The organism is Paralcaligenes ureilyticus (genome assembly GCF_004346225.1).
Classification (GTDB): domain Bacteria; phylum Pseudomonadota; class Gammaproteobacteria; order Burkholderiales; family Burkholderiaceae_B; genus Paralcaligenes; species Paralcaligenes ureilyticus.
This window is the reverse complement of record NZ_SMAJ01000004.1, coordinates 96,270-119,585: the sequence shown is the minus strand read 5'-3', so window position 1 is coordinate 119,585 and position 23,316 is coordinate 96,270. Positions and strand designations below refer to the sequence as shown.

The window sequence follows — 23,316 nt, the reverse complement described above, 5'->3', positions numbered from 1 at the left end:
GTGAGGTTGGGTGCGCGCGAAGATGGCAGCCACAAGGGCTGCCGCTACAGCTACATTCGGGAGTTCTGATGAATAAAACGATTGCTCTTATTACCCTGACGGCCGCCAGCGCATTTGGCAGCGCCGCCCATGCCGGAACGGTGGGTTGCGTCAGCACCACCTGGCGGGTTGTCAATAACGACAAGGTGTGTGTCCAGTCGTTTAAAGACCCGGACATTGACGGCGTGGTGTGCCACGTGTCGTATGCCCAAACCGGCGGGATTTCGGGCGCTTTAGGTTTTGCGGAAAACCCATCGCGATTTTCGCTGTCGTGCCGCCAAGTTGGGCCGATCGTGGGGAAAAAGAAAATTCCCAAGGTTGAGGAAAAGGTCTTTACCCACAGAATGAGTTTTCTGTTCAAGGGCTTGAACGTATCAAGGCTTTGGGATCAGGTCAACAATACACTGGTCTACCTGGTGGTCAGTGAAAAAATCATTGACGGTTCGCCGTTCAATAGCGTGTCAACGGTGCCGCTGATGCCGTGGGGTACACAGCAGGCGGTGCTGGAGACGAAGTAGGGGTGGTGGGGAGATGGCAGCCACAAGGGCTGCCGCTACAAAAACCTTATACAGGCATATGCCGAAACGCTACGCCGAAACGGTTCCAGCCATTGATGGCGACGACCATCAGGGTCAGATCGACGATTTCATTCTGCGTAAAATGCGTCTTGACGGCGTCCCAGACTTCGTCGGGAACATGGTTTTGCGCCACTAGAGTTAAGGACTCGGTCCATTCCAGCGCGGCCCGTTCGCGATCGGTAAAAAATGGGGTTTCCCGCCACACGGCAACCGCCGCCAGGCGCCTTTCGGTTTCACCGGCCTTGCGCGCGTCCGTGGCATGCATGTCGACGCAAAACGCACAGCCGTTGATCTGCGAGGCGCGCAGGCGCACCAGCTCCAATAGCGGCTTTTCCAAACCACACTTTGCCATGTGCTGCTCAAGCCCAACCATCGCCTTGACGGCGCCTGGGCTGGCTGTACGGTAATCGAGACGAGATTCCATTTTTAACTCCTGATTCACGTGGCGTCCTGGTCGCAGGACAATGGCCTAGTTTAGGACTTTTAAAAGAATCCGTGAGATGGTCTTGAGGAGAAATGGTGGTCATATGGAAAGCATGTATGGCAACTACAAGGGGTGCCGCTGCAAATAACTACCCGCTGCTAATGTAGCGGCAGCCCTTGTGGCTGCCATCTTCACGCCCTGAACTGTCTGGCTGCCATTTTTACGCCTTGAACTTCCTGACTATCAATTCAAGAAGCAACAAGCTTATCGTCAACAGAATCAGGAACGAACTAATAGCCGCTATAACGGGCTCCATGTCCATCAGCAGGCTATTCCAGATCCTGACGGGCAGGGTCTCGGTGTCCACACCAGAAAGAAATAGTGAAATGAGCAGCTCGTCGAATGAAATCAAAAAGCTGAAAAAGGCAGCCGATATGATGCCGGGCGCCGCCAGAGGAATAACAATGCGAGTAAAGGTGTAAAACTTGCTCGCCCCCAAACTCTGGGCCGCGCGTTCCACCGACTCGTCCACGCCTTGCAGCGAGCTGACCAAAATAAGCAAGACGACGGGAATCGACAACGTTGCGTGGCAAATGGCGATCCATATTTTTGACCCTACCAAATCCAGCGGAACCGACACGAAGTAAAGCGCCACGGCCGTGATGATGCTTGGAATAATAAGTGGCAGCAGGCAGAAGGAAATAAGCAGTTTTTTATTCCGATACTTTCCTCGAACTAATGAATAGGCCCCGAAAAATCCCAAGGTGGTAGAAATCAGACTCGAGACCAGGGCTATTGCCAAGCTGATCAACAGCGAATTCATCCATTCGGAGCTGGTGAAAAAATCCTCATACCATTTACTTGAAAAGCTCGTCGGCGGGAAAACCATATAGCTGCTTTTCCCAAACGAAACGATCACCACAATCACAATCGGGGCAATCAACACCACGCACAAAATCGTCGTCAGGATATTTGCAAATTTTATTCTGTTAAGCATTCCATGCTCCCGTAATTATTTACCCAGCATCTTGTCCAGGTCGGTATATTTGCAATAAACAACATAAATAATTAAGGTAATCGCCAACAGAACCAGGGACAACGCCGAGGCCAAAGGCCAATCCATGGTGATTTCGATATTGCGTTGGATCAACATCGCCATCATCACGTCTTTAGGCCCGCCCATGAGAGCCGGAGTAATAAAAAACCCAACCGCCAAAATATAAACAATGAGAAAGCCGGAAATCACGCCAGGCATGCTTAAAGGCAAGAATATTTTGCGAAAAACATAGAAGTTCGATGCCCCCATGCTGCGCCCGGCCTGTATCAGCCAATGGTCGATACTTTTCATAGACGAATACAACGTCAGTACGAAATAGGGAAGCAGCACATAGGTCATACCTATGACAACCCCCAGCATGTTGTACATGAGCGTTATGGGCTTATCAATTAAGCCTACCGAAATCAGAAACCTGTTAACGATGCCATGCGTGCCAAGGATAATCATCCACGAATAGGTTCTGACGATAATCGACGTGAAATAGGGAACGATTACGCTAATGATAATCAAGGTAAACGAGACGGAACTTGCTCTGCTTAAGGTATAGGCGATTGGATAAGCCCCAAGTAGAGCCAGCACCGTGACTAACAGAGATATCCAGACAGTCTTCCAGGCTACCGTTATGAACACCGAAGACGTAAACGTCTGGTAGAGCTTTACCGCAAAGCTACCGTCGTAATCAAGGGCCGCCTTGATAAAAAACCAGATAATCGGGCAGATAAAAAAAACCAATAGAAAAAACAGAACCGGATAAATCAGATTCTCGTTTTTCAGAAATATGGAGTCCTTCTGCGGCCGCAAGACGAGGTCATTCATGACGAATAATCCTTATATCCTCAGGCCGCTCCCACCCCACAACGACACCCTCTTCAATGGGAAACTGCCGGGCCGACGACACATTGGTTGAATCCGCATAGACATTGATCGCACTATTGATCTTGATTTGATAGCGGATGATGTGTCCCAGGAACGAAATATTCGATATCCGCCCTGTCAAAGCCCCTTTGGCAACGCCATTACTGCCCGACAAGGCCGATAACACTACCCTTTCCGGGCGCATGAACAGGCAATCGCCCGGCTGCATAGTCATGCTCTGTCGGTAATGTGGGTCAAGATCCGCATAGGGCAATATATTCGCTTCGCCCAAAAACCCGGCCGCAAAAACATTGCGCGGTGACTCATAAACCTCTTTAGGGCCGCCCAGCTGCTCAACTTTCCCATTGTTCATGATGGCGATCCGATCAGACATATTCATCGCCTCTTCCTGATCGTGCGTGACAAACACCACCGTCATGTTCAGCTTGCGCTGCAGCTCCTTGATTTCCATTTGCATTTGATATCGCAAATTTTTGTCCAGAGCGCCCAAAGGCTCATCCATCAAAACGACTTCCGGATGAAACACGACCGCACGCGCCAGCGCAACGCGCTGTTGTTGACCCCCGGAGAGTTCTTTGGGCAAGCGCTTCGAATACTTCGACAAGCGCACCAGGTCAATCGCCCACTGAGCGCGCTCCTGGCATTCTTTAGCCGAGTATTTGCGAACCTTAAGCGGAAACATCACGTTATCCAGCACGGTCATGTGGGGAAACAAGGCATAGTTTTGAAACACCATGCCTAAATTTCGCTGCTGTGGGCTTAACTGGCTGATGTCCTTTTCGTTAAGCAATATTTGGCCAGCGTCGGGCGTAGCAAACCCGGCCAGCATCATCAGGGTCGTGGTCTTGCCCGAGCCGCTCGGGCCAAGCAAGGAAAAAAACTCGCCCGATTTAATATCCAGATTGATATCGTCGACGACCGTTAAGTCGCCGTATTTTTTGGTGATGTTGCGAAAGCAAAGGCTTCCGTTCTGATTTACGACTGCAGCGCCCATTTTCCCCACTCCTTAGCCACTGTGGTCCGATTCGTTGCCCACCAACTAGCGTCCAGCAAGAAGCCATGCTGACGAGTGCGATCTCCGCCAGGGATTTTTTCACGGATATCGGGGGTTAACGACTCATACGCTGTTTTGGTAACAGGTCCACTATTCCATAATGAGCTGAACTTGCTTTGGACTTCTTTACTCAAGCAAAAATCGATCAATTTTTGAGCGTTCTCAATATTTTTTGCCTTCTTGAAAATGGCATAAGCCTGTAAATGAACTGCATGCTGGTTCCAATTAATGGCCAACGGCGCACCGCTTTCGATGCCTTTCAAAATGCGAGTGCTCCAAATGGAACTGAGATCGGCGTCACCCGTGGACAGCATTTGCACCGACAAGGCTCCCGACGTCCAGAATTTGGATATCCCGGGTTTGATCCTGGATAAGGACTTGAACGCGCGCGGCAAGTCCAGGGGATACAACTTATCTACCGGCACCCCATCGGCAATGAGCGCAAATTCAAGATCAGGAACGCCCGTATCCATATCGGCCAACGCACGTGATCCGGGTATTTTTTTATAGTCCCAGAAATCCACCCAGGTTGATGGCACGGTACCTTTATTATATTTGCCGGTGTTGTACCCCATTACAGTGGCATAAGTGAAATTGCCAACGTAATTCGCATGCTTGTATTCAGACAGGATATCTACCGGGTTGGTAAATTTGAATTTATCGTAAGCCAACGGCGCCAGTTCTTTTTCCCATTGCAACAGCACGCTGTCATCGTTGTCGATAATATCAATTTCAAGATTGCCAGAGCGGATCATTGCTTCGAGCTTAGCTGTGGTCGTGGCGACCGGAATAACGCGAATCCCGGTTTGCTTGGTAAAAGGCTCGTAAATCAGCTTTTTGCGTATCTCGTCATACGCGCCGCCCGGCGAGCGGATAATCACACGCTCCTGCGCAGCCTGGGAATTCTTCACCCAAAACGCGGGTGCAATCAACGCCGCACCTGTTAATTTCAGCATGGAGCGCCGCGATACCTTGGCACTCGATTTAAAAACATTTCCACTCATGATACAGCCTCCTAAAATCTCTTTATGTCGTACGGTTTTACATCAATGGTGTTGGGAATTCCCGTAACCATGTTCGCCAGGATCTCAGCGGACATTGGAGCTCCCGTAATGCCAGTGTGACCGTGACCGAATCCAAAATACAGGTTCGGCAGGATCTCCAACTGGCCTAGTACCGGCAGGCTATCGGGCGTCGATGGCCGAAAGCCGAGCCAGAAATTCTTTTTCAGGCTGATGTCTATGCTGGGAAACAGATGTTTGACATGGCCTATCAATACCTGCTCTTTCTTCATGTTCGGCAATGCATCCAGTCCGGCTATTTCAACAAAGCCCGCAACGCGAATATTGTCAACCATAGGTGTCACGCCAAACGCACGCTCTTTGTGCAATACCGGGATTTTCAAATCCAGGGCGTTGCGATCAAAGGAAACGTGATAGCCCCGCTCAGTATCAAGGGGAATGCTGACACCCAACCCTTTCAGTATTTTTTTCGACCAGGCGCCCGAACACATCACCAAGCGCCTGACAGATATGTCGTCGGACGTGGTCAGTATGCGATAGGTATTGCTGTCGGCCTGCCTGGTGACGCTAACGACTTTCTGCCTCAGGAACTGGCCACCGTTATCAGTAAAAATCTTGAATAGTCGCTGTACCAACAAATAAGGATTTGCAACATGGCCATTTTTTTCGTAAAACTCGGCACGTTTTACGAGCCGGCTCAAACTGGGAACGACATCGAATATTTCACTGCCCGCCAACTCTTGGGCAACAACGCCGTTCTGCTCGCGAATCCGCTCAGATAGCAGGTCTACCCGGCTTTTCGGGACGCTCTCCCACACATATAGCTGCCCGGTAACTCTAATGATCTCAGCGAAATATTCCGGCCCGAGCAATTCGCTATATTTACTCACCGCCTCTTTATGCAATTGACGCAAGGCATAGCTGTGCTTGAATGCTCGTTGTTCATTGGCTCCCGATTTCAACCACCTGATCAGCCAAGGCAAGGCACGGGGTAAATACGCCGGCTTTACGCTTAAAGGGCCCATGGGGTCGGATAACCAGCGGGGCACATGCCTAATCATTCCTGGTAACGCAATGGGGACGCAGCTGTCCACACTGACTAACCCGGCATTGCCAAACGACGTACCGGTGCCCGGCTCTCGCTCGTCGATGACCTGCACGGCGATGCCCCGCTGCTGAAGAGCCACCGCCGTGCACATGCCGACTATGCCGGCTCCGATTATCGTTGTCTTTTCCATGAGGTTTTGCGTCATTTTCTTGCCGCCCGGGCAACAACTTCAATCAGGCAAGCGGGTGCGGTGCATTTCAGATCCCACGCCAACTGCCAACCAACTTTGTCGACGTTATTGCGGGCAATAGCGTTCCATCCGCTTGCGAATAAGCGGGCTGTATATCGAATCACGAATGGGTCTCCGAATAGTCTGCGACTACGCTTTCTGATTGTCTGTTTTAGTCATTTATCTATTTCTTAAGATTTAATAAATGATGTTTATGGGCTGAAACTAATATGCCACACGTAAAGTGCACGTGTAAAATGAATAATTCGATGGCATCCCATGAATTCGATTCATAATGAACCTGAAACAGCTCGACCATCTGCTGGTGCTATCCGAAACCCTTAGCTTCAGCAAGGCGGCTGAGCGCGTGCACTTAAGCCAATCGGCGCTAAGCAAGAGCATTGCCGCTCTCGAAGAAGAGTTCGACATACAAATCTTCGATCGCGCCCCCGGCAATGTTTCCATCACCCCGACCGGCCAATTCGTCATTGACCACGCCAAAAACCTGCTGTCGGAAGCCAAGAGCTTTAACAAAAACATTGATTATTTAAAAACGGGCTCTTCAGGCAGCGTCGCGCTTGGCACCGGCCCATTTCCCGCCGCCTCCTTCCTGGATGCCGGCATCCGGGAATTCCACAAGCGCTACCCTCAGGTTTCGCTGCACATACGCATCGATCACTGGAAAAATCTGCTTATAGACTTGAAGGAGGGGCGGCTTGATTTTTTTATAGCCGACACCCGCGACATTGCAGATGATGCGATGTTGACCATTTCCCCTATAGGCGGGCTGACCGTCGCCTTTTTCTGCGATCGCCTGCACCCTCTCGTGGCCGGCAACCCGGGCCGCCTGATCAAACCCCAGGAACTCCTTGGCTACGCGCTTGCCTCTGTCAGCCTGCCCACGGTGGTATTTCACGAATTGAAGCGCAGCATCGGTTTGGAGCACAACGACATATTTGAAGTGCGTATTGAATGCGACGATATCGCACTGATCAAAAAGATCCTTCCCGGATCGGACATTATTTTTTCCAGCAGCAACCTGATGATGGAGAGCGAGTTGCAGGCCGGACAAGTTGTGAGACTGAATATCCCCATGACTCAAAACCGTTTTGGAGACTGGGGCCTGGTTCGAATCAAGCATCGCACCTTAACCCCAAGCGCCAATTTATTCGCCATTTTGCTTATTGAGCTTATACGCGAAGGCAGCAAAACAGATAGCGAGAAGTACGGCTTCAAGAAGCAAACATTTAGTGATCGGCATTCCCGCAAAATGGATGAGGCATGAACCTGCCGCGCAACTATGTCATCGGAGTCGACATCGGAACGACCAGCACCAAAGCGCTGGCCTTCGACGAAAACGGACGAGAAGCAGCCGGCCACCACGTGGAATACCCTTTGCTGGCTCCGCAACCCATGGCTGCGGAACAGGATCCCGAACAAATCTATCGCGCGGTCATCACCTGCATCAAGACGGCGATGGAATCGGGCGGCCTGGATGCGGCGCGCATCACGTGCGTTTCGTTCAGCTCGGCCATGCACAGCCTGATCGCCGTCGACAAAGACGGCAAGCCGCTGACGCAGTGCATTACCTGGGCGGACAACCGCAGCGAACCTTGGGCGCAACGGATCAAGCGCGAGCTGGGCGGCCATGCCATCTATTTGCGCACGGGCACACCCATCCACCCCATGTCGCCGTTATCGAAACTATGCTGGCTGCGCGATTCCGAGCCCGATCTCTTTGCGCGGGCCGCGCGCTTTATCTCCATCAAGGAATACGTTTTTCACCGCCTCTTTGGCCGTTATGTGGTGGATTACTCCATTGCGTCGGCGACGGGTTTATTCAATCTTGCCGAGCTTGCCTGGGATGCGGAGGCGCTCAGGCTGGCCGGCGTGAGCGCCGATCAGTTGTCGCTGCCGGTCGCCACCACCTATACACTTAGCGGCCTCAAATCCGAAGCCGCCCAAGCGACCGGGCTACGCCTGGACACGCCCTTTGTCATCGGCGCAAGCGATGGCGTGCTGTCGAACCTGGGCGTCAACGCGATCGACCCGGGCGTTGTGGCTGTGACCATAGGCACGAGCGGCGCCGTACGTGCGGTCGTCGACCGCCCGCAAACCGACCCGCAAGGCCGCACATTCTGCTATGCGCTTACCGAAAAGCACTGGGTCATCGGCGGGCCGGTCAACAACGGCGGCATCGTGCTGCGCTGGATACGGGAGAATTTTGCTCCAGAGGACAGCCGCCGAGCCGGACAGCCCGAGCGCGACCCTTATGATTCATTAATAGGGCTCGCCGCACAGATACCCGCAGGCAGCGAGGGCCTGATTTTTCATCCCTACCTGACCGGCGAGCGCGCCCCGCTTTGGAACGCGAATGCACGCGGCTCGTTCTTCGGCCTGGCCCTGCATCACCGCAAGGAACACATGATCCGGGCCGCGCTGGAGGGCGTTATCTACAATCTTTATAGCGTGCTGGCTGTGCTTGAAAGCCTGGCTGGCACCGCCCGGAAAATCCATGCAACCGGCGGGTTTGCGCGCTCGGAACTGTGGTGCCAGATGATGTCCGATATTTTCAACCGCGACATTGACGTCCCGCATAGCCACGAAAGCTCGTGCCTGGGCGCGGCCGTCCTGGGGCTTTATGCGCTGGGGCGAATCGATTCGCTAAGCGCAGCGTCCGGGATGGTCGGCATAAGCGCCCACCATAGGCCTGAGCCCGGGAATGCCGCGATTTATGCGCGGTTGCTGCCGATTTTTGCGAGCATTCCGATGAAGCTGGAAGATGAGTATGAGCGGATTGCGAGGTTGCAGCGATCGTAGCGGTAAACGCCGACACCCTAATCGACAATAAACAAGCTGGCGCCAAACCGGGTGGAGGAGCGATGCGCCTCGGCGTTATCGGCGACCTGGTAGCTCATGCCGGGCTTGAGAACAAACGTTCTGCCATCGGCGAGCTCGGTGTGCAATTCGCCCTCGATACAAAACAGAATATGGCCTTTCGAGCACCAGTGATCGGCCAGATAACCCGCACTGTATTGGACCATGCGCACGCGAATGTCGCCGAATTGGCGTGTGCGCCAATAAGCCATTCCGGTATCGCCTTTGTGCTCGGTTTGCTCGACCGTGGACCAGTCGGTGGTTCCGAAGGGGATGTTGTGCATTTGCATGATGAGGCCTGTCCAGATTCAGATGCAACACGTTATGAACCGAGTGCCAGCCAGGACCGCAACGGGGCCGACGCACGATACAGCGGCACATGGCCGCGCAGAAGTATTTGCGCGCTTCGGCGATACGCGGCGCTCTTGATTTCCATGCCATGTTCAGCCTGCCGCGCGACGATCGTCGCGGTCAGAATGCCCGCCGGGTTCTCAATATCCACCTGACAATCTTCGAACCGTGCGGACACCTGCGGGATGCGTTGCGCCACATCGTATGCGACCGTACCCGGGATCAAGGCTGCGGCGGCCAGACAACATCCACCCGAGACCGCCAAGGAGGCATGCCCCGTCTGCGGAGTGAAATACCGCACACTCAAATGCCCGCCGCTCTGCGAAGCGCCAACGATGCACACTTTGGGGACAGTTTCGCTTTTGGCCAGTTGCTCGGCTGCCATCAATGCGCCATCGCGGGTTTTCAGCGCCATGCGCAATCCCGCTTCGATCCAGACGCGTTTTAGCTCACTCATGAAACGAAGGTCTGCTTCGAGCTCTCCGATAGGTTCATGCGCCGTTTTGCCGAATTGCCGCGCGTCGGCGATCACCATGGGCACCGCCACGTCGACACACGATACGGTGTAGCCGCCCACCTCGTCCCTGACGTTGCCAGTGGGAAGCAGCTTGCCTGTTTTCGCGCCAACGGGAGCATGAAGAAATAAATCCACTCCGGGAAACGCGCCGTCCACGCCGGGAATTTCGCTGGCGGCAACAGTCGCATCGGCCCGAACCTGCAAACGGGCGCTCGTGATCACACCGGTATTGGTATTGCGTATGTCGATGGACCAGGGGCCGCTGCCTTCGCAAGAAGCCAGGCCCGTATCCAGCGCCCAGAACGGCAAGGCCGCCGACATATTGCCGCAATTGACGCTCCAGTCAATGGCGGAGGTATACGAGGCCAACTGCGCCAGGGTGCTGACTATGCGGGGCGCACCGTCGACGAATTCCATGTCGGCAAAGAATACCTTGTTGCTGGTCGCCGGGCCGCGGCCCAGGCCGCCAATCTGCCGGTTGCCCGGGCGCTCGCCGACCAGCGGCACGCCCATCAGGTGTCGAAGCAATTCCTCGCGCAACCCCATATCGGGCGGCGCATAGGGTTCCCAGATCACTAAACCCGTGGAAGTGCCCCCGCGCATATGATGAACGGGAAACTCGACGACACCCGCGCGCGACCGGATCTTGAAATCAGGCAATAAGGGAAGTTTCGACAGCATGTCTGGCATGGCGGCAATCAATAGTGAGGCGGCTTTTCGTTCCCGTACGGGCGGTCAGACCCCTCATCGGAGGCCTCCGCGGACCGCTTGGCCAGGGACACGCAGAATGCCTGCAATTCATCGAGCCTTTTCTGCTGCCGATACACCAATTGGCTTAGCTCCTGCGTCAGGTCTTCCTGACGCGTAAGCTTGACTTCAATCTCGATTAAACGGTCTTCAATTGACACGTGCTTTACCCGCGGTGAAAACCTTCATTTTAAGGCGAGAACAATATCGCAATATTCAAGGCCAGACATACGCCCCAGATCAGCGAGCGCACGGTGCCATAGCCACCGGCATACACAGCGATATAAACAAGCCGCAAGACGACCCAGGCCAGCATTAATTTACCCAAATAGCCCAAATCGGCATTGCCATGCAAGGCGAACAAAACCGCCGCATAGAAAAACGGCAGGCTTTCAAACAAATTGGTCTGCGCCGCGTTGGCCCTTGCACGCCAACCGGCCTGCTTGGCCAGCCACGGGCGAGGGTTGTTGTGATCGTAACCCTGTCCACCCGCCTTCGATGACGCGGCCGCCACAAAAGGCAGCACCGCCGCCGCCAGCATCAACCAGGTAATCATATTCATAATATCTCCAGACAAAACTTGGCGGGTTGCTTCGGGGAAAGTCCGCAACAGCAGGGGGAATGGCAGCCACAAGGGCTGCCACTACATGAACAACAGGTACGCTTGCCGGCGCCCAAGGTTGTATTCTGCCTCGCACCGGCCCTATTGTGAAGGCATAACGAATTCGACATTGCCCCCACTGGCAATCCGGCCACTGCCTCGCCCGGGAAAGTTGAGCGGTATAGTGAAACGAGCGGTTTCGGACACGATTCCGACCCTCTTTCGCCATACCCGGAGCACTTATGAGCTACCCCTCTTTTTTTGACAAGGTCAAAACCATTACCCTATACGACCCGCTTACCGAACTGCTGGGCGCGGCCGATCAAGGAATTATTGAATATTCCTACCTTGACGCGGTCAAGCTGGCCGGACACTCGTGCCCGACCGTCGCAGGCGCCTATCTGATGACGCTCAAGGCTTTAAAAAGCCTGTACGGCGACGGCCTGCCGCAACGCGGCGGCATCCGGGTGGAGTTTCGCAACGACCACGCCAGTGGCGTCACCGGCGTCATTGCAAACGTGGTCAGCCAGATTACAGGAGCAACGACCGACACCGGTTTCAAAGGCCTCGGGGGCAATTACGATCGCCGCAACCTGCTGTTCTTCAATGTGCCCGTCAATGGCGACATCCGGTTCCAGCGAACCGACACCGGCGCCGCAGTGACGGTTAGCTACCACCCCGATCTGGTGCCCTCCTCGCCCGGCGTCATGCAGGGATTGCAAAAAATACTGGCCGGCGCGGCCCAGGATAACGATCGACGTGATTTCGCCGTCGGCTGGCAAGAGCGCGTGCGGAAGATATTTGAAAATATCGATCACCCGGGATTGGTGACTTGCGCGTGATGGGCGGAGCGACGCGGGCAGGTGGCACCCACAAGGGGTGCCGCTACAAATCTCCCACATAATCCAGCGGCAATGCGGTCGTATATTTGACCACCTCCATGGCAAACCCGGCGCTGACATCGAACAGTTCCGCGACCTTGATCAATCGCTTGTAGACCTGGTCGTAGGCCGCGACATCGGGGACAACCACTTTAAGCAAGTAATCCACGTCGCCCGCCATCCGGTAAATTTCGACGATCTCCCGAATGTCGCGAATACCTTGGACAAAGCGTTCGGTCCACACGTCGTTGTGCTGATTTACGCGAATCGACACGAACGCCGTCAAACCTAAGTTGAGTTTCGCCGGGTCGCACAAAACGACTTGCTGCCGAATCACCCCCTCGGCCCGCAATTTCTGGATCCGCCGCCAGCAAGGCGTAGGCGAAAGACTGACCGCTTTAGCCAGATCATTCAAGCCCATAGAGGCATCCTCTTGCAGGAGGGACAGAAGTTGAGCGTCTTTTTTGTCCATACAGCTCATATAAATAGAATATTTTTCTAATTATAGGAGAAATAGTGGTTAATTTTGAAAGCCTTTTTCCGGCATAAGAAAATACAATATCGAGGAGGGAATCGCCGGACGGCGGGACGGCAACCAAAACGGAGAACGGCCATGAGCAAACTGCTTGAACTCTTCAAGGAACATCCGACCTCGGTCGGAGAAAGCTACCTTCAACACATGGCGGCGTCATTTTCATTTGGCGTTCCCATGCTGATGGCATCGTTTGCCGCGCTCATACACGGGATATTCCCGTTCCTGTTCCTGAAAACCGGCAGCACCATCATTGCGCGACTCTACGACCGCATGGTCGTTAACCGCGCTCGCAGCACCACGCATTAGGATCAGGCCAGCAGTTCCATCTGCTGGCGGCGCTGCTCTTCTTTTTCCTGACGCGCCAACTCGATCTCGCGAATGACAGCCTCTACATCGGCAGGCGCATCCGATGCCACCACACGACCCGTTAATGGCGTATCGGGCGTTAACAGGCCAGCCTCGTATAGATTCCATATTTCTTTGCCGTACTGACTGCCCAGCAGTTCAGGTACGAAAACGCCAAAGAAATTAGCCAGATTCGTTACGTCGCGTTCCAGCATGGCGGGCGCCACACTATTGCCTGCCGCATCGATGGCCTGCGGCAAATCGATAATCACAGGGCCGTGCTCATCGACCAGAATGTTGTATTCGGACAAGTCGCCATGGATGACGCCGGCGCACAGCATCAACACCACCTGACGCAACAGCGCCGCATGGAACTCCAGCGCCCGCTCGCGGTTAAGCTCCACATCGCTTAAGCGCGGCGCTACATTGCCATCGGCGTCTTGCACCAACTCCATCAACAGCACACCCTCAAAGCACAGATACGGCTTGGGCACACGCACGCCGGCGGCGGCCAGGCGATACAGAGCATCCACCTCGGCATTTTGCCAAACCTCTTCGGCCATCTTGCGCCCATAACGCGTGCCCTTTTCCATGGCGCGCGCCTGCCGGCTATTCTTTACCCGCCGGCCTTCCTGATACGCCACGGCCTGATGAAAGCTGCGTTGCGTGGCCTCTTTGTACACCTTGGCGCACCGGATATCGTCACCACAACGCACCACATATACCGTGGCTTCCTTGCCGCTCATGAGTTGGCGCACGACGTCGTCGATCAAACCTTCTTCAACCAGCGGCTGGATTCTTTTCGGTGTTTTCATAGTGATTGCCGCAATGGCGCCGGGGTTCCTGATTCGCCTGGGTGACCGTACATTGTACGGGACTTGTGCGCACGAGACCATGGGGCCAGCCCTCAACGATTTGGCAGCCACAAGGGGTGGCGCTACGGCTGCCGCTACAAAAAAAGCCCACCGAAGTGGGCTTTTTCAAATACGCAAAGCTTACACAGCTTTAATATTTTTGGCTTGAGGACCCTTAGGACCCTCGGCCACTTCGAAAGAAACGCGTTGGTTTTCTTCGAGTGATTTAAAGCCGGTTCCGACGATGTCGGTGTGATGCGCGAACAAATCCTTGCCGCCCGATTCAGGCGTAATAAAGCCAAAACCTTTTTCGTTGTTGAACCACTTAACAATACCAGTTTCTGTTTTCATTTCTTGCTATCCATAAAAAGACGAGCACCATGCTCTAGCAGACCGTCAAGGTGTGGAGATTTAAGCAAAAAAGTACTGTACTGGTACTGGATTGTGCTAATTTCAACGAACTTGAAAATCTTAGCGGCAATGTAGCCTTATCAAGGCTGAAAGTCTAGTTTAATTATGCCTTTTTGTGCGCAAACGACCAAGAAAGCATCAAGAAAACCCAGCCGGGCCTGCGAAAACAGCTAAAAACCGCAAGAAAGGCGGCTCCGAGCAACAAATCAGGACAATTAACCCGCTAATTTGCCAGACTCTGGAATTATTGCGCATATAGAACGATTGCTCTATGATTTTTACCTATAGAAAACCCATTTTATATAACTACTGAGAGGTATTCTGTGCACGACAAATTCAGCCTCGCCGGGAAAACCGCATTGGTGACCGGAGCCGCGGGTTGTCTGGGAGAACATTTCGCACAAACCTTGGGCGAGGCGGGGGCCAAAGTCGTTGTCGCCGGGCGCCGCCAAGCGCCTCTGGACAGGCTCGCCGACAAGCTCAAAGGCCTTGGCCTCGATGCCCATGCCGTCGTCATCGACGTCACCGACGCATCCAGCGTTCGATCGGGCCTGCGCGAGGCGCAATCCTTGTGCGGCCTGATCGACATCGTTGTGTGCACGGCCGGAGTCGCCGTCAACAAGAATTCGCTGGCGCTATCCTCCGACGAATGGGACCAGGTGATCGACGTCAACCTGAAGGGCTGCTGGCTGGTTGCCAACGAGGCCGCGCGAGAACTGGTGGCCGCCGGGCAACCCGGCTCCATCATCAATGTCTCGTCCATACTGGGCTACCGCGTGGCGGGCAACGTACTGCCCTACACCGTCTCTAAAGCGGGGCTTGAGCAAATGACCAAAGCCCTGGCTCTGGAATGGGCTCGTTACGGCATCCGCGTCAACGCTCTGGCGCCAGGCTACGTTGAAACGAATCTCAACCGCGATTTCTTTGCCTCGGAGGCCGGGCAGGCCATGATCAAGCGCATCCCGCAGCGGCGGCTGGGGCAGGCGAGCGACCTGGACGGCGCGCTCTTGTTGCTGGCCTCCGACGCCTCGGCCTACATGACGGGCAGCTCCATCGTCGTTGACGGCGGGCATCTGCAATCCACTCTTTAAGGAATAACCCTCCATGGACTTCACCCTTTCCGACATCGGCGAAATATACCGCAAGCGCATCAAAGAGTTCGTCGATAAAGAGCTCATTCCTCTGGAGAAAAACCCGGACTCCTTTGATGAGCATGAGAACATCAACGAAACCCTGCTGCAGGCGCTCAGAGGCAAGGCCCGCCAGCAAGGCCTGTGGAGCCTGCAGATGCCGCGCGAACGTGGCGGCCAAGGCCTTCATGTGGCCGACATGGCGCCTTGCTACGAGGAAATGAATCGTTCGATCTTCGGGCCGGTCGTCTTCAATTCGGCCGCACCCGACGACGGCAACATGATCATCCTTAACAAAATGGCGACGACAGCGCAAAAAGACCGCTGGCTGCAACCGATTATCGATGGCGCGGTGCGCTCTTCCTTTGCCATGACCGAGCCGCCCCCCGGTTGCGGCTCCGATCCCTCCATGATGCAGACTCGCGCCCAACGCCAGGGCGACCACTGGCTTATCAACGGAACCAAGCATTTCATCACGGGGGCCGGAGTTGCCGCCCACTTCATTCTTATCGCCCGCACATCGGACGACAGCCGCAAAGGCTTGACGGCCTTCATGTTCCATAAAGACGACCCCGGTTGGGAAATCGTGCGGCGCATTCCCATCATGGGGCCCGAAGAGCACGGCGGCCATTGCGAACTGCGCTTTACGAATTTGCGCATCCCCGACGAGAACCGCGTGATGAACGTGGGCGACGGTCTGAAGCTGACGCAGATCCGCCTGGGCACGGCCCGCCTGACGCATTGCATGCGCTGGCTGGGCTTGTCCAAACGGGCCCTCGAAATCGCCAACGACTATGTCTCGCACCGCGAATCGTTCGGCTCGAAGATGGCCGACCACGAAGGCGTGCAATGGCTGCTGGGCGAGGCCGCCATGAATATCCAGATCGGGCGCCTGCTGACCATGCATGCCGCCTGGAAGCTGGACCAGGGCGATTTCGCGCGCAAGGAAGTCTCCATGGCCAAGGTCGTTGTGTCCGAAACCCTGCACAAGGCGGTCGATACGGCCATCCAGCTTTGCGGAGCGCGAGGCTATTCCAAAGACACGCCGCTTGAATGGATGTACCGCTATGCCCGCCAGGCGCGCCTGGTGGACGGCGCCTCGGAGGTTCACAAAATGGTTTTGTCCAAGAACCTGCTGGCCGAAGGCAGCGACTTCTGGCAATGGGGCTGACGCCGGCTAACCCTGCGTCAATCCCAGACGTTCATGCCACTGGGCAATCGATTCTTCGGGGTAGCCCTCAAATACCTTGTCGCGACGCTGCTTGTCAACGACCACCCAGGGGGCCTTGGAATCCATAAACAGGTGGGTATTCTCAGGGGGGATGGGCAAAGGCGTGTCGATGGCCGAGGCAAACGGATGAATCAGATCCGGCCACTCCGGGCTGAACAACCATAACGCGCTGCCGCAACGCCTGCAAAAATGACGCTCGGCCGTGCTGGTATGCGTACGGCCCGAGCGCTTGATTTTGGCGTGATAAATCGAAATATCGTCGCTGCCCGTCACCTTCATCGTCCGTGCGTCGCCCCCCAAGTTGATCGCGTAACCCCCGCCGCCTTGCGTTTTGCGACAGATGGAACAGTAGCATCGCTGGTAAGGATAAGGAGTGGAGCTGTCCAGGCTGAATCGCACGGCGCCACAATGGCAAGAGCCTTCGAGTTGCATAATGAGTTCTCCTTGGAAGGAAACTTATTGCTACGAAGCGGCAGTGACCCCCGCTGCTCGAATAACGGTACCCCATTTGTCCACTTGAGATTTGATGAAATCACCAAAGGCTTGCGGCGTCATGGCCTGCGGTGTGGCGCCCAATTGTTCGAGCTTTTTCGTCATTTCCGGATTCTTCAACGCTTTTCCGACCGAAGCATTGATCTTTTGAATAATGTCGGGTGGCGTATTGCGAGGGGCAAGAACCCCAAACCATGAGGAAACATCAAATTTGGGATACCCGGACTCCGCCATGGTCGGAATGTCGGGAAGAGAAGGGGATCGCTGAGGAGACGCTATCGCCAAAGCCCTTAACTTCCCTGACTTTATATTTGATATTGAAGATATTAAATTATCAAACATGAGATCGACCCGTCCCCCGAGCAAATCCGTCATTGCCAATGCACTGCCTTTATAAGGAATGTGCACAATTTTAATTCCCGCCTGAATTTTAAATAGCTCCCCCGCCAAGTGCAATGATGTGCCCGTGCCCGATGATGCAAAAGTCAATCGACCCGGATGCGCTTTTCCGTAAGCAACAAGTTCTTTGACTGAATGATAAGGCGACGCGCTATTGACAACCAGGATGTTGGGCATGGTCGCTATCAAAGCGACAGGTGAAAAATCGGATACGAAATTGAAAGGCAGGTTGTGATACAGGCTTTGGTTAATGGCATTGTTCAATGATGCCAGGAACAAGGTGTATCCATCCGCCGCGGAATGGGCCACAAACGCCGTTCCAATATTGCTGCTTGCCCCAGGCTTGTTCTCGACGACAACCGAAACACCCAAGTCCGTAGTCAATTCTTTTGCTATTAGGCGGCCTATGATGTCGTTGGCCCCGCCAGGCGCAAAACCAACCACCAAGCGGATGGGTCTGTCCGGGTAAGCGGCGTAAGCGCTCGAGCCGCACGCGCCAATGATAATCAAGCCGGTCAGGAAACAAAAAACAAAACCGCTTTTTAGCTTTTGTAAAAAGTTATCTACCCGCATTTGCCTCGCTCCTTATTTATGCCATTTTTATTGAAATAAATCGTTGCGTCGCCTGAAGTATGCCGTGTTTGGTGAAGGCGCTCCAGATGGAGGCGCTTGCTTTTTTATTAATGGATGAAATTTTTACCTCGGCTTTTTGAACTCCTTTTATCTGGATTCCATCCATAATGGATTGATAAATATAATTTTTATTTATATCCGCCCTATTTTTAAAGATTCGTTTTGGCATAACAAATAGATTGCGACTGGCACCACGGGTAAACCCTTGCAAGGCCCGCGTTCGAGGCGCAGTACTGGTTACCCGCTGTCTGCGCGGCATGATGCAACGTCGCCGGGGCCGCGCGGCGCTTCGTGTGGATGGTGGAGTGGTCGAGACGATCTCTTGATATCGCTCATGGCTTGGCGGACACGGACTTTGCTCTAAGATGTCGAGTCCGACACTTCAAATCCAACAAAAGGGCTGACGATGAAAACGTATGTGGCTTTAATGTTCGCGAAACCCGAGGACATCAGTACCTATGGCAAGGAAGTCGCCGCCGCGATCAAGTCTGTAGCGGGCTCGCGCATGATCTATGTCGAAGGCGGCGCCCATATGGTTGCCATCGGATTTGCCACGAATGTGGAAGAAGCGATTATTCGGAGTACTTTTGCAAAGCTCGGCCGCTCGGAACAGCGGACATGGGTGCTTCCGCTGGATTCGGCCGTGCATGTCGACCAAGCCTTGATGGACTGGGCGCGAAAACAGGTGCCGGAGTCTCCTTTTTCGATTTAACGGGAGGCCATGCCCCCCAGCGCGGTAGGCAGCCCGCGTACATCACACAGCCGAGATAATTATTTTCCGCACAATAATGCCCAAATAACAATAATTCGAACGGAATAACAATTTTCCGGAACGAGGGGACCGTCTGCGCGCCTTTGCTTCTCATGGACGAGCAAAGATGTTTAAATTACCAGAAAAAAACAATTTCCCGGATAAATATAGGTAAAATAACAAAATTCCGTATCGGATAACAATTTTCCGGTAAAAAAGGCCACCCAATGAGTGTTACGACTTCTGCGCCTGTTGGCTATGCCCGCTTGGCCACACTGAACTCATGGCCGATGCCCGCGCTGGGACAACCTGCTTACATTGGCCCGGTCAAGGCCATCCAATACCTGCCGGAACGCATCCAGGTACCGTATAGCAGCGCGCCCGCACCAGATGACCTCATCGGCCATCTGGTATTTGCACTGCGTCACGAAACCATGAACCTACCCCTGCTACTGGCAGCATTGGCCGACCTGAATGCCGAACGGCTCGCGCACGAGATCCGGGCCAAGCCCACTAGCCAATTCTTGCGCCAATTGGGGTACTTCTGGGAACACACCACTCAGAGCGCGTTACCGGTTTCTGATCTGGATAGAGGGCGCTACATGGACGTGTTCGACGTCGGACGCTACTACACTGGACGGCTTTGGGAAAAAAATCGGCGCTGGCGGCTTAATTTCAACGGACTGGGACCCATCGACTATTGCCCCGTCGTGCGCCGTGACACGACATTGGAGGCGCGCACACATGCGGTCCTGGCAGCGCTCACGAGTTGGGTGCAGCACGAGCCAGACCTGCCCCAGCTGAACCGCGTACTGAACTGGGCCTATCTGGCGGAGACGCAAAGCTCGTTTCAAATCGAGCGTGAAGTCGCCCAGCCAGCCAAAGCCGAAGGATTTGTCCAGGCCTTGCAGGCCATGCGCGAACAACAACCATTGACCGAGACCTATCTGACCGAGTTGCAGCAGACGGTCGTCACCAGTCCCCTGAACCAGGAGTTTCATTTCCGCACCGAACAGAATTGGTTGCAGCGCGCCGGCCGCGGAGCACTTGCGGTACGGTATGTCCCACCCCCTGTCGCCGACCTGCGCTCGCTAATGGGCGGCTTCATGGCCATGGTTAACGCATTTGCCGATAGCAACCTGCCGATCTTCCACCAAGCGGCCCTTGCATCGTTCGGCTTTGTATACCTGCACCCGTTCATGGACGGCAATGGACGCGTATCTCGTCTACTGGCTCAACATACCCTCATTCCCGCCCTGACCCGGCATACCGGGATCAATACGGCCGCCATATTGCCCTTGTCCGTGGCCATGGTCAGCCACGAGGCGCGCTATCTGGCGACACTGGAGCGGTTCAGCACACCAATGCGTGCGCTGTGGGATGTTCATGTAATGGGCGATGGCGAATTCCAGATGCAATATCGCGGTCATCAAGCCAGCTATGCCTCTTGGGACGCCACCGAGCAAAGCCGATTCATGGTCGAATGCGCCGAATATGCGCTGAACAAAAGCCTCATTGGCGAGTCACTATACTTGCGACACTACGATGACGCCTTTCAGGCCATCAACACGGAGTTCGATTGGCCCGATCGCGCCATCAATCTGTTGATCAAGTGGGTGGTCGACGGCGATTTTTCCTTATTGAAGAATCGGGTCAAGGATCAACGACTGGCAGGCATCCCGCAACAGGATATCCAACTGGCCACTCGACTGATCAAAGACGCGTTTGCTCCAGAAGCGTACCCTTGACGAAATCGATGAACGCACGCAAGAGTGCAGGCACAAGGTGCCTTCAGGGAACTGGACCGTGTGGCGAGCGTCAGCCCTGCTTGACCCGAAAAGCAGGGCCCGGATGTGACCAAAGGCGAACCTCGCCATGAAGTTTTTCAGCCGGAGATAAAGTGCCATAATATTATTGACATCGCGGCCTGACGCTTGAGGGACGACGGACGGCTCGACGCCAAAAGACGCCAAAACTTGTCTAAAAGGTTCCTCTGCCGGAGTTGCCCAATGTCACTCGTCTACAGGCCCGCTCAAGCGCAAGATTTGGCAACAGCCGAGGCGCTGGTTGTTGCCAGCATCAACGACCTTACCGAACGCCATGGCTTTGGCTCGATGGCGACTCCGAGCCCTCCCAACTTTCAGCTGTTCTCGCTCAAGGACGACCCCGGCGGCCTATGGATCGCGGAGGACGGCGGCGACATTCTCGGTTTTGCCTGGAGTTGGGTGTGCGGAAATGTCTGGTTTCTCGCCCAGTTATTCGTCGATCCCTCCCAACAGGGTCGTGGCATCGGGAACGAGCTATTGAAATTGGCCTTGGAGCATGCCCAGAAATCAAGAGCGGATCATAAGGCGTTGATTACTTTTGCCTTCAACCGTGTCTCGCAGGGCCTCTACATCCGGCACGGCCTCTTTCCCAGGATGCCGGTTTATTTTTTCGGCGCCGCGCGCGAACAGGTGAAGACCGGTTTGCCGGAACCTCCACTGCGTGGCATCGCGATCGACGACACAGCCGAGCACATGGAAAAACTCGCCGAGATCGACGTTCGCGCTGTAGGCGTCGCGCGCGAGAAGCATCACCGCTACCTGCTCAATGACCCGGGAACTACAGGTGTCATGCTCTGCGCCGGCAACGAGTGCGTCGGCTACGCTTATATTGGCCCCAACGGGCATATCGGGCCGCTTGCAGTCACGCGGGCCGACATCCTCGGGAGCGCCTTCACAACGGCGTTGAAAATGGCGGCCGATAAGTCCTCAGAGAAAGTATCGGCGTTCGTGCCAGGCACATGCGACAGTGCACTCCGCGTTGCAGTCAATTGCGGCATGCGCATCACGGTTCCGATGCTGCTGATGGCGTCGCCCGGCTATGGTGCCTGGACGCAATATCTGCCGCGCAATCCGGGCTTTATGTGATCGGTGGTGCGCCCGACAGGAATCGAACCTGTATCAAGAGTTTCGGAAACTCTCATTCTATCCATTGAACTACGGGCGCAAGGGCCGCCATTGTAGCGTGTTTACCGCGATTTATTTTTCCTTGCCCCGTTCCTGCCCCAAGGCCATAACCGAAACGGCAACGGCCATTTCTGCGCTTGGGCGGCACTCTCGCTATAATCATGGACTTGGATGGTTGCCGAACGCGTAAACACGAGGGGTGTCTTCGCGCGCCAACCAGAATAATCGTCGCACAATCTCAGGCGCCAAGGCGCTGAATCACGGAACACGCAGGATTCGATCATGGACCACACAGAAGAAAACAATTCAGAACACATCGAAGAACACGCTGGCCTTATTAAAACCCCCAAACAGCTTATTGTCACGATTGTCCTGGCGTTCCTGATCCCCATTTTCACCATTATCATGCTGGCCAACCTGGTGAACGTGGGCGACCGCGTTGGCGCCGGCTCCAATGCGCTTACGCCCCAAGCGATCGCCGAACGCATCAAGCCTGTTGCAAGCTTCGACCTGGTCGATGCCAATGCACCCAAGGTGTACAAAACGGGACAGCAAGTTTTCGAATCGACCTGTACCGCCTGCCACACGGCCGGCGTGGCGGGTGCTCCCAAGATTGGCAATAGCGCCGAGTGGGCGCCGTTCATCAAAACGGGCTACGACGAAATGATCAAGAATGCCTTGCATGGTGTTGGTGCCATGCCTCCCAAAGGCGGCAACCCCTCGCTTAGCGACTACGAAGTTGCTCGCGCCGTCGCCTATATGGCCAACAAATCGGGCGCCTCGTTCAAAGAACCCGCCGCACCCGCCCCCGAAGCCAAGCAATCGGCAGCCAAACCCGAGGCGGCAACCGCTGTAGCGGCGGCGGCCCCTGTTGCTGCCGCGCCTGCCCCCGCCGCAGCGCCGGCCCCAGCGGCCCAACCGGTCGCGAAAGCTGCCGCGCCAGCCGCCGAAGCGGCCATCGACCCGGCCGGCGAAAAACTCTATAAAGCCGTGTGCTTTGCCTGCCACGCGGTTGGTGCTGCCGGCTCTCCCAAATACGGCGACAAAGCCGCCTGGGCGCCGTTTATTGCAACCGGCATCGAAACCATGGTTAAAAACGCCATACACGGCGTCGGCGCCATGCCTCCTCGCGGCGGCTCGCAAGCCACCGACGCCGAAATGCACGCCGCAGTGGAATACATGGTGCACGCCGCCAAGTAATTCCTTCCACTGCGAGACCGCCCGAATACGTTTGTCGCAAAAATGTGGCACCCACAAGGGGTGCCGCTACATGATTCACGGAT

At 54.9% G+C, this 23,316-nt stretch carries 27 protein-coding genes and 1 tRNA gene; 11 read left to right on the top strand and 17 right to left on the bottom strand.

Features of this window, described 5'->3' with window-relative positions; all coding sequences use genetic code 11:
* Positions 1-68 precede the first annotated feature (68 nt).
* The gene (locus tag EDC26_RS07385) at positions 69-557 is read left to right on the top strand and encodes a CreA family protein (RefSeq protein ID WP_132581044.1); all 489 of its coding nucleotides are present in this window, start codon (positions 69-71) and stop codon (positions 555-557) included.
* A gap of 46 nt (positions 558-603) precedes the next feature.
* On the opposite strand, the gene EDC26_RS07380 is transcribed toward EDC26_RS07385, so the two are convergent.
* The 6 genes from EDC26_RS07380 to EDC26_RS07355 all read right to left on the bottom strand — a co-directional run bounded on the left by EDC26_RS07380 (position 604) and on the right by EDC26_RS07355 (position 6,303).
* A complete protein-coding gene (locus EDC26_RS07380) occupies positions 604-1,041 on the bottom strand; it encodes a carboxymuconolactone decarboxylase family protein (RefSeq protein WP_132581042.1) in 438 nt (145 codons plus the stop codon).
* 220 nt (positions 1,042-1,261) lie between these two features.
* A complete protein-coding gene (locus EDC26_RS07375; protein ID WP_132581040.1) occupies positions 1,262-2,038 on the bottom strand; it encodes an ABC transporter permease in 777 nt (258 codons plus the stop codon).
* A 15-nt stretch (positions 2,039-2,053) separates the two neighbouring features.
* Positions 2,054-2,914 carry an ABC transporter permease gene (locus tag EDC26_RS07370; protein ID WP_132581038.1) on the bottom strand — a complete coding sequence of 287 codons (861 nt, stop codon included), beginning with the start codon at positions 2,912-2,914 and terminating at the stop codon, positions 2,054-2,056.
* The gene (locus EDC26_RS07365) at positions 2,907-3,968 is read right to left on the bottom strand and encodes an ABC transporter ATP-binding protein (RefSeq protein WP_132581036.1); all 1,062 of its coding nucleotides are present in this window, start codon (positions 3,966-3,968) and stop codon (positions 2,907-2,909) included. The genes EDC26_RS07370 and EDC26_RS07365 overlap by 8 nt, the downstream gene beginning before the upstream one ends.
* Positions 3,950-5,032 carry an ABC transporter substrate-binding protein gene (locus EDC26_RS07360; RefSeq protein WP_132581035.1) on the bottom strand — a complete coding sequence of 361 codons (1,083 nt, stop codon included), beginning with the start codon at positions 5,030-5,032 and terminating at the stop codon, positions 3,950-3,952. Before EDC26_RS07360 ends, EDC26_RS07365 begins: the two co-directional genes overlap by 19 nt.
* Before the next feature lie 11 nt (positions 5,033-5,043).
* On the bottom strand, positions 5,044-6,303 hold the full coding sequence (locus EDC26_RS07355) for an NAD(P)/FAD-dependent oxidoreductase (RefSeq protein ID WP_132581033.1): 1,260 nt from the start codon (positions 6,301-6,303) through the stop codon (positions 5,044-5,046).
* Between the two features lie 319 nt (positions 6,304-6,622).
* On the opposite strand from EDC26_RS07355, the gene EDC26_RS07350 reads away from it, so the two are divergent.
* Both EDC26_RS07350 and gntK read left to right on the top strand, forming a co-directional pair.
* Entirely contained in the window at positions 6,623-7,612 is a 990-nt protein-coding gene (locus tag EDC26_RS07350; RefSeq protein ID WP_132581031.1) for a LysR family transcriptional regulator, read from the top strand.
* Entirely contained in the window at positions 7,609-9,147 is a 1,539-nt protein-coding gene (gene gntK, locus EDC26_RS07345) for a gluconokinase (protein ID WP_207915084.1), read from the top strand. Before EDC26_RS07350 ends, gntK begins: the two co-directional genes overlap by 4 nt.
* A gap of 17 nt (positions 9,148-9,164) precedes the next feature.
* On the opposite strand, the gene EDC26_RS07340 is transcribed toward gntK, so the two are convergent.
* From EDC26_RS07340 to EDC26_RS07325, 4 genes are read right to left on the bottom strand one after another with little or no spacing between them, the layout of a single operon-like run.
* A complete protein-coding gene (locus EDC26_RS07340) occupies positions 9,165-9,494 on the bottom strand; it encodes a DHCW motif cupin fold protein (RefSeq protein WP_132581029.1) in 330 nt (109 codons plus the stop codon).
* Between the two features lie 32 nt (positions 9,495-9,526).
* Positions 9,527-10,762, bottom strand: coding sequence for a PrpF domain-containing protein (locus EDC26_RS07335; RefSeq protein ID WP_243700828.1), 1,236 nt, complete (start codon positions 10,760-10,762; stop codon positions 9,527-9,529).
* Between the two features lie 8 nt (positions 10,763-10,770).
* On the bottom strand, positions 10,771-10,980 hold the full coding sequence (locus EDC26_RS07330; protein ID WP_132581027.1) for a SlyX family protein: 210 nt from the start codon (positions 10,978-10,980) through the stop codon (positions 10,771-10,773).
* 29 nt (positions 10,981-11,009) lie between these two features.
* Positions 11,010-11,381, bottom strand: a complete 372-nt coding sequence (locus EDC26_RS07325; RefSeq protein WP_132581025.1) for an MAPEG family protein — start codon at positions 11,379-11,381, stop codon at positions 11,010-11,012.
* A 281-nt stretch (positions 11,382-11,662) separates the two neighbouring features.
* Between EDC26_RS07325 and EDC26_RS07320 the strand changes: the two genes are divergently transcribed.
* The gene (locus EDC26_RS07320; protein WP_132581023.1) at positions 11,663-12,262 is read left to right on the top strand and encodes a hypothetical protein; all 600 of its coding nucleotides are present in this window, start codon (positions 11,663-11,665) and stop codon (positions 12,260-12,262) included.
* A 43-nt stretch (positions 12,263-12,305) separates the two neighbouring features.
* Here the strand turns inward: EDC26_RS07320 and EDC26_RS07315 are convergent, their stop codons facing one another.
* On the bottom strand, positions 12,306-12,773 hold the full coding sequence (locus EDC26_RS07315; protein ID WP_132581021.1) for an Lrp/AsnC family transcriptional regulator: 468 nt from the start codon (positions 12,771-12,773) through the stop codon (positions 12,306-12,308).
* Positions 12,774-12,914: 141 nt separating this feature from the next.
* Between EDC26_RS07315 and EDC26_RS07310 the strand changes: the two genes are divergently transcribed.
* Positions 12,915-13,142: a DUF6356 family protein gene (locus EDC26_RS07310; protein WP_132581019.1), complete on the top strand. Its 228-nt coding sequence runs from the start codon at positions 12,915-12,917 to the stop codon at positions 13,140-13,142.
* A gap of 2 nt (positions 13,143-13,144) precedes the next feature.
* Here the strand turns inward: EDC26_RS07310 and EDC26_RS07305 are convergent, their stop codons facing one another.
* Positions 13,145-13,996: a PA4780 family RIO1-like protein kinase gene (locus EDC26_RS07305; RefSeq protein ID WP_132581017.1), complete on the bottom strand. Its 852-nt coding sequence runs from the start codon at positions 13,994-13,996 to the stop codon at positions 13,145-13,147.
* A 180-nt stretch (positions 13,997-14,176) separates the two neighbouring features.
* Positions 14,177-14,386: a cold-shock protein gene (locus EDC26_RS07300; protein WP_132581015.1), complete on the bottom strand. Its 210-nt coding sequence runs from the start codon at positions 14,384-14,386 to the stop codon at positions 14,177-14,179.
* Positions 14,387-14,769: 383 nt separating this feature from the next.
* Here EDC26_RS07300 and EDC26_RS07295 point away from each other — a divergent pair, with 383 nt between their 5' ends.
* The gene (locus tag EDC26_RS07295; RefSeq protein WP_132581012.1) at positions 14,770-15,537 is read left to right on the top strand and encodes an SDR family NAD(P)-dependent oxidoreductase; all 768 of its coding nucleotides are present in this window, start codon (positions 14,770-14,772) and stop codon (positions 15,535-15,537) included.
* A 13-nt stretch (positions 15,538-15,550) separates the two neighbouring features.
* On the top strand, positions 15,551-16,747 hold the full coding sequence (locus EDC26_RS07290; RefSeq protein WP_132581010.1) for an acyl-CoA dehydrogenase family protein: 1,197 nt from the start codon (positions 15,551-15,553) through the stop codon (positions 16,745-16,747).
* Between the two features lie 6 nt (positions 16,748-16,753).
* Here EDC26_RS07290 and EDC26_RS07285 read toward each other — a convergent pair whose 3' ends face one another.
* From EDC26_RS07285 to EDC26_RS07275, 3 genes are read right to left on the bottom strand one after another with little or no spacing between them, the layout of a single operon-like run.
* Entirely contained in the window at positions 16,754-17,239 is a 486-nt protein-coding gene (locus EDC26_RS07285) for a GFA family protein (RefSeq protein ID WP_132581008.1), read from the bottom strand.
* A gap of 30 nt (positions 17,240-17,269) precedes the next feature.
* Positions 17,270-18,271 carry a tripartite tricarboxylate transporter substrate binding protein gene (locus EDC26_RS07280; RefSeq protein WP_132581006.1) on the bottom strand — a complete coding sequence of 334 codons (1,002 nt, stop codon included), beginning with the start codon at positions 18,269-18,271 and terminating at the stop codon, positions 17,270-17,272.
* A gap of 16 nt (positions 18,272-18,287) precedes the next feature.
* Complete coding sequence (locus EDC26_RS07275) at positions 18,288-18,590, bottom strand: hypothetical protein (protein ID WP_132581004.1); 303 nt, start codon at positions 18,588-18,590, stop codon at positions 18,288-18,290.
* A gap of 168 nt (positions 18,591-18,758) precedes the next feature.
* Here EDC26_RS07275 and EDC26_RS07270 point away from each other — a divergent pair, with 168 nt between their 5' ends.
* The 3 genes from EDC26_RS07270 (at position 18,759) to EDC26_RS07260 (ending at position 21,994) form a co-directional block, all read left to right on the top strand.
* Entirely contained in the window at positions 18,759-19,043 is a 285-nt protein-coding gene (locus EDC26_RS07270; RefSeq protein ID WP_132581002.1) for a hypothetical protein, read from the top strand.
* 266 nt (positions 19,044-19,309) lie between these two features.
* Positions 19,310-20,830: a Fic family protein gene (locus tag EDC26_RS07265; protein ID WP_132581000.1), complete on the top strand. Its 1,521-nt coding sequence runs from the start codon at positions 19,310-19,312 to the stop codon at positions 20,828-20,830.
* A gap of 261 nt (positions 20,831-21,091) precedes the next feature.
* Positions 21,092-21,994 carry a GNAT family N-acetyltransferase gene (locus tag EDC26_RS07260; protein WP_132580998.1) on the top strand — a complete coding sequence of 301 codons (903 nt, stop codon included), beginning with the start codon at positions 21,092-21,094 and terminating at the stop codon, positions 21,992-21,994.
* A gap of 4 nt (positions 21,995-21,998) precedes the next feature.
* On the opposite strand, the gene EDC26_RS07255 is transcribed toward EDC26_RS07260, so the two are convergent.
* A tRNA-Arg gene (locus tag EDC26_RS07255) sits at positions 21,999-22,073 on the bottom strand.
* Positions 22,074-22,315: 242 nt separating this feature from the next.
* On the opposite strand from EDC26_RS07255, the gene EDC26_RS07250 reads away from it, so the two are divergent.
* Positions 22,316-23,233, top strand: coding sequence for a c-type cytochrome (locus EDC26_RS07250; RefSeq protein WP_132580996.1), 918 nt, complete (start codon positions 22,316-22,318; stop codon positions 23,231-23,233).
* The last annotated feature ends 83 nt before the right edge of the window (positions 23,234-23,316 follow it).